General features: G+C 29.6%; 3 protein-coding genes and 1 other RNA gene. All 4 read right to left on the reverse strand.

Translation table 11 applies throughout. From position 1 onward, the window contains the following. Nucleotides 1-38 precede the first annotated feature (38 nt). The 4 genes from RWQ74_RS08540 to RWQ74_RS08555 all read right to left on the reverse strand — a co-directional run bounded on the left by RWQ74_RS08540 (nucleotide 39) and on the right by RWQ74_RS08555 (nucleotide 5,128). Nucleotides 39-806: a tRNA threonylcarbamoyladenosine dehydratase gene (locus RWQ74_RS08540; RefSeq protein WP_314397876.1), complete on the reverse strand. Its 768-nt coding sequence runs from the start codon at nucleotides 804-806 to the stop codon at nucleotides 39-41. A gap of 69 nt (nucleotides 807-875) precedes the next feature. After that, nucleotides 876-1,058: non-coding RNA, 6S RNA (ssrS, locus tag RWQ74_RS08545), on the reverse strand. A gap of 181 nt (nucleotides 1,059-1,239) precedes the next feature. Further along, the gene (gene uvrA / locus RWQ74_RS08550) at nucleotides 1,240-4,068 is read right to left on the reverse strand and encodes an excinuclease ABC subunit UvrA (RefSeq protein WP_314397877.1); all 2,829 of its coding nucleotides are present in this window, start codon (nucleotides 4,066-4,068) and stop codon (nucleotides 1,240-1,242) included. A 277-nt stretch (nucleotides 4,069-4,345) separates the two neighbouring features. Beyond that, nucleotides 4,346-5,128: a DUF4037 domain-containing protein gene (locus RWQ74_RS08555; RefSeq protein WP_274459060.1), complete on the reverse strand. Its 783-nt coding sequence runs from the start codon at nucleotides 5,126-5,128 to the stop codon at nucleotides 4,346-4,348. Nucleotides 5,129-5,213 lie beyond the last annotated feature (85 nt).

Consider the following 5,213-nt stretch of genomic DNA (forward strand, 5'->3'; position numbering starts at 1 on the left):
AAATAAAACAACGCTTAAATTAGCGTTGTTTTCATTCATTAAATAGGTTTTTCAACAGTTAATATTTTTATATTTTTCAATAAATTTGTATAAACATAATTTGCTGCTATAAGACCAGCAACCGAAGGACAGAATGCATTAGATGCTGGTGGAATTTTCGCTTTTCGTATAGATGAGTCTTGTTTACCAATTTTTTCTAAATATTCTTTATTCGCAATTGTCGGACTTTCCGTAGAAAATACTACAGGAACTTTTCCTCGAACTTTTTCTTTTTTAAATTTAGTTCTTATTACTTTTGCTAATGGGCAAACTGTAGTTTTACTAATATCAGCAATTTGGAATTTTGTTGGATCTAGTTTATTTGCAGAACCCATTACACTAATTACTGGTATATTATTTGCTAAACAATGTTTTATTAAATGTATTTTAAAAGTTACCGTATCACATGCATCTATTACAAAATCTAATGGTTTCTCATAAAATACAGGATATGTTTCTTCTGTATAGAAGTCTTGAATAGTAATAACTTCACATTCAGGATTAATATCTAAAATTCTCTTTTTCATTTCTTCTACTTTACTACATCCTACTGTTTTTGTGGTAGCATGAATCTGTCTATTTACATTCGTTATATCTATATTGTCTTTATCCATAAGCACTAACGAACCGACTCCAGAACGTGCCAATGATTCTGCAGCAAAAGATCCTACTCCTCCTACTCCAAGAATTCCTACTCTTTTATTTTTTAAAATTTCTAAACCTTCAGTTCCTATAACTAATTCATTTCTTGAAAATTGATGTAACATTTCTTTCTCCATTTTTAAATTATATGATTTTTAATAAAAAAAGACTGGGCACACTTTTAAACCAGTCTAAAAAAAACCAAAACGCCGTAGATTCTTACCTAAATTGGTCCTGATATAATCAGGTGGGTACGATAGCCTTATGTTCTAAAGTCTTCTCAAGGAAGCATTTTATACTAGTAAGCGATTCTCATTCCCGTTCAAAAAGTGTTAGGCCCGAATGTATGGTAAGTCTTACAAGCGCTTTAGTTGTATATTTATATTTTACCACACTTACTTTATTAAAACAACCTCAAAATTTGTATAATCAGGTAGATTAACTTATTTTTATTTCTCTAAACCCTATTAAATAAAAGGTTTTCATAAAGTAAAATATTTTTTAAACATATTTTTAATAATCGATTCTTTTATACTTATTTTTTTTATTAAATTTTTACTATTTTAAAAGTTTTTTCAGAAACTTTCCTGTGTAACTTTCATTATTTTTAATTAATTTTTCTGGAGTACATTCAGCAAGAATTGTTCCTCCTCCTACTCCACCTTCTGGACCTAAATCTATCAGATGATCACAGCATTTTATAACATCTAAATTATGCTCAATCACAACAACAGTATTTCCACCATCAACTAGCTTATCAATAATTTTAATTAATCTACTTATGTCATCAATATGTAAACCTGTTGTAGGCTCATCAAGAATATAAAGTGTTTTACCTGTAGATTTCTTGTAAAGTTCACTCGCCAGTTTTACCCTTTGAGCTTCTCCTCCTGATAATGTTGTCGCACTTTGACCCAATCTTATATAATCAAGTCCAACATGTACTAGTGTCTCAAGTTTATTTTTTATCTTAGGAATATTCTCGAAAAATTCATACGCTTCTTTAATAGTCATGTCTAAGACATCACTGATACTCTTACCTTTATATTTAACTTCTAATGTCTCTCTGTTATATCGTTTACCTTTACATACTTCACATGGGACATAAACATCAGGTAAGAAATGCATCTCAATTTTTAGAATTCCATCCCCACTACAAGCTTCACAACGACCACCTTTTACGTTAAAGCTGAATCGTCCTTTTTTGTATCCACGTAATTTAGCTTCATTAGTACTTGCATATAAATCTCGTATATCATCAAATACACCTGTATAGGTGGCTGGATTACTTCGTGGTGTTCTTCCAATTGGGCTTTGATCTATATCGATAATCTTATCTATATTTCCTTCAATTCCCTCTACTGATTTTACTACAGTTGTATCGATTTCCTCTTTATTAAGTACGTTTTTTACTGAATTAAACAAGATTTCGTTAACAAGTGTTGATTTACCACTACCTGAAACCCCCGTTACTCCAATAAATTTACCAAGTGGGAATTTCACACTAACGTCCTTTAGATTATTTTTTCTTGCTTTCTTAATAACGATATTTTCACCATTACCTTCTCTTCTTTTCGATGGTACGTCTATTTTTTTACGGCCTGATAGATAAGCTCCAGTTATAGAATTTTCATTCGCCATGATTTCATCAGGTGTTCCAACAGCAACTACTTGACCTCCATGTTCTCCTGCTTTAGGTCCTATATCAACTATATAGTCACATGCTAACATGGTATCTTCATCGTGCTCTACTACTAATACAGTATTTCCTAAATCTCTCATAGAAAGCATAGTATTAATAAGTTTTTCATTATCTCTTTGGTGTAAACCTATTGAAGGCTCATCAAGAATATAAGTAACCCCCATAAGCTTCGAACCAATTTGCGTTGCTAATCGAATACGTTGAGCTTCTCCTCCCGATAGTGTTCCAGATGATCTATCTAGTGTTAAATAATCTAAACCAACATCATTTAAAAACTGTAATCTAGATTTAATTTCTTTAAGTACTAATTTAGCTATAGCATAATCTTTTTCGCTTAGTTTTATATTACAGAAAAATTCATAACTATCTTTAATAGACATTTCACAAACTTCTGCAATATTTTTTTCTGCAACATATACTGATAAGATTTCTGGTTTTAGTCTTTGACCTTTACAACTACGGCATGAATCTTCTTTAATATACTTAGCCATAGCTTCTCTCGTTGCTCTAGTCATCCCTGATTTATAACGTCTAAGGATATTATTCGCTACTCCTTCAAAATATACTATACGTGAACGCATTACGCCTTCATCATTAATGTATTTATGAGTAATTTCTTCATGATTATTTCCATATAAAATAATTTGTTGTTGTTCATTGTTTAAGTCTTTGAATGGAGTATCCATGTCAATTCCGAAGTGTTCACATGCACATTTAATTAAACTTGGATAATATGTCGAAGTCGCATTATTATAGACCAATATTGCACCTTCATTTATCGTTAAGTCTTTTTGAATAATTTTGTTAACATCTACCGTTTCGTGCATCCCTAAACCATCGCACTCAGGACAAGCTCCTTGTGGATTATTAAACGAGAAGATACGAGGTTCTAGATCACCTAAAGTAAAATCACAATGTTTACAGCTATATTTTGTTGAAAATAACTGTGTTGTTTCTTCTTTAACATCATCTATTTCTACTAAATCATTATTAGAAAGGTTTAGTGACGTTTCTAATGAATCAGCTAAACGTGTTTCAATTCCTTCTTTAATAACTATCCTATCAATAATTACACTAATAGAATGTTTTTTATTTTTATCTAATTCTGGAATATCTCCAACTTCATAGAATTCACCATCAATTTTGAATCGAATATATCCATCTTTTATTAGTTTATCTATTAATTTTTTATGAGTACCTTTTTTCTCCTTAACAATCGGTGCTACTATTTGGATCCTACTACGCTCTGGCATTAACATAATCGCATCTACGATTTGACTTATTGAACTACTCTCAATCTTCTCGTGATGATTTGGACAGTAGATTTCTCCAATTCTAGCATAAAGTAGACGCAAGTAGTCGTAAATTTCTGTTACTGTTGCTACAGTTGACCTAGGATTTTTTGATGTCGTTTTTTGATTTATTGATATTGCTGGCGATAATCCTTCGATAAGATCAACATCTGGCTTTTCAAGATTACCTAAGAACTGTCTAGCATATGCACTTAAACTTTCCACATAACGACGTTGTCCTTCAGCATAGATAGTATCAAAAGCCAGTGAACTTTTACCACTACCACTTAGCCCAGTAATAACAACAAACTGATCACGTGGGATTTCTAAATCTATATTTTTAAGGTTATTTTCCCTTGCTCCTTGTATTACAATTTTATTTTTCTTTTGCATAAATTACCTCAAATGATTCTATACAATCAAATTTTATTATTCATTGTAAAATCAATTTTGTGTCCTATTTTTTAGACTCATTTAATTTTACATTAACCTCCTTATTATAACATAAATGTAATTGAATATTAAAAAAGAAAGTTCTGAAAAACAATTTCAAAACTTTCAAATCATATAAATTTATTTTTGAATTGATAAAATACAATCATAAGATTTATCATATATAAAATTAACCTACTATTTAATCAATATATCAGTTCAAATTTTTACAATAAATCTATGATAAAATTCCCATTAAATTATCTATAATATTTTTCAAATTATTTTCTACATTCTCTAAAGTACTTCCCATACTATTTAATAATACATTCATATTTTCTTCAAAATCCTTAGGGAGAATTTTAGCATGTTCTTTAGCATACGATATCATTCTCTTTTCTCCTGGATGAGTAAGTTCATTTACTGCAAAAATAATATCGAAATAAGATTCTATAAATGCAGCCATACGATGATTTACACTAATAAAATCCCCACGATTAAATGCTTTTAGAATCTGTTTATCATAAGAAGGTAAGTTCCCTGTTAATAAACGAAGATTTTTTGAAATAATATTTTCTTTTAACTCCTTAGGAAATGGGACTTCAAATCTTTCTTGTATTTTATAAAATTCTTTATGTGGATCATAAAGAACTTTACTATTTTTCAAGTTATGCCAAAAACATGTTGTATAACCATTACCAGCTCGATGTTTTTCCACAACATTTTCTATATTATTCTCAAAATCATTTATATTTCTATAAATAATATCTATATCTACCCCATCGGATAAAGTACAATCATCTTCAAATTCCCAAAATTGATTATTTAATTCAATGTAAGAACAATATTTATCTAAAATTAATTTTCTACAATCTTTATCGGGTATGCTTGTACAATAAATATAGAGGTCATAATCGGAACTTTTATCAAAGTTATTACCACTTCTAGAGCCCCCCAATACTATTGCTGTTACCTCAGGGAATTTAGTAAATTCTAGCCAAAGTTTATCAAATACTACCATTGTATTATCCTTTCAATATCGATTTAATTCCTATTACATATTATTCTAACATACATCCTTATTTGTATATATATTTTTTTAAAAC

It is taken from the genome of uncultured Gemella sp. (genome assembly GCF_963525165.1).
Lineage (GTDB): Bacteria > Bacillota > Bacilli > Staphylococcales > Gemellaceae > Gemella.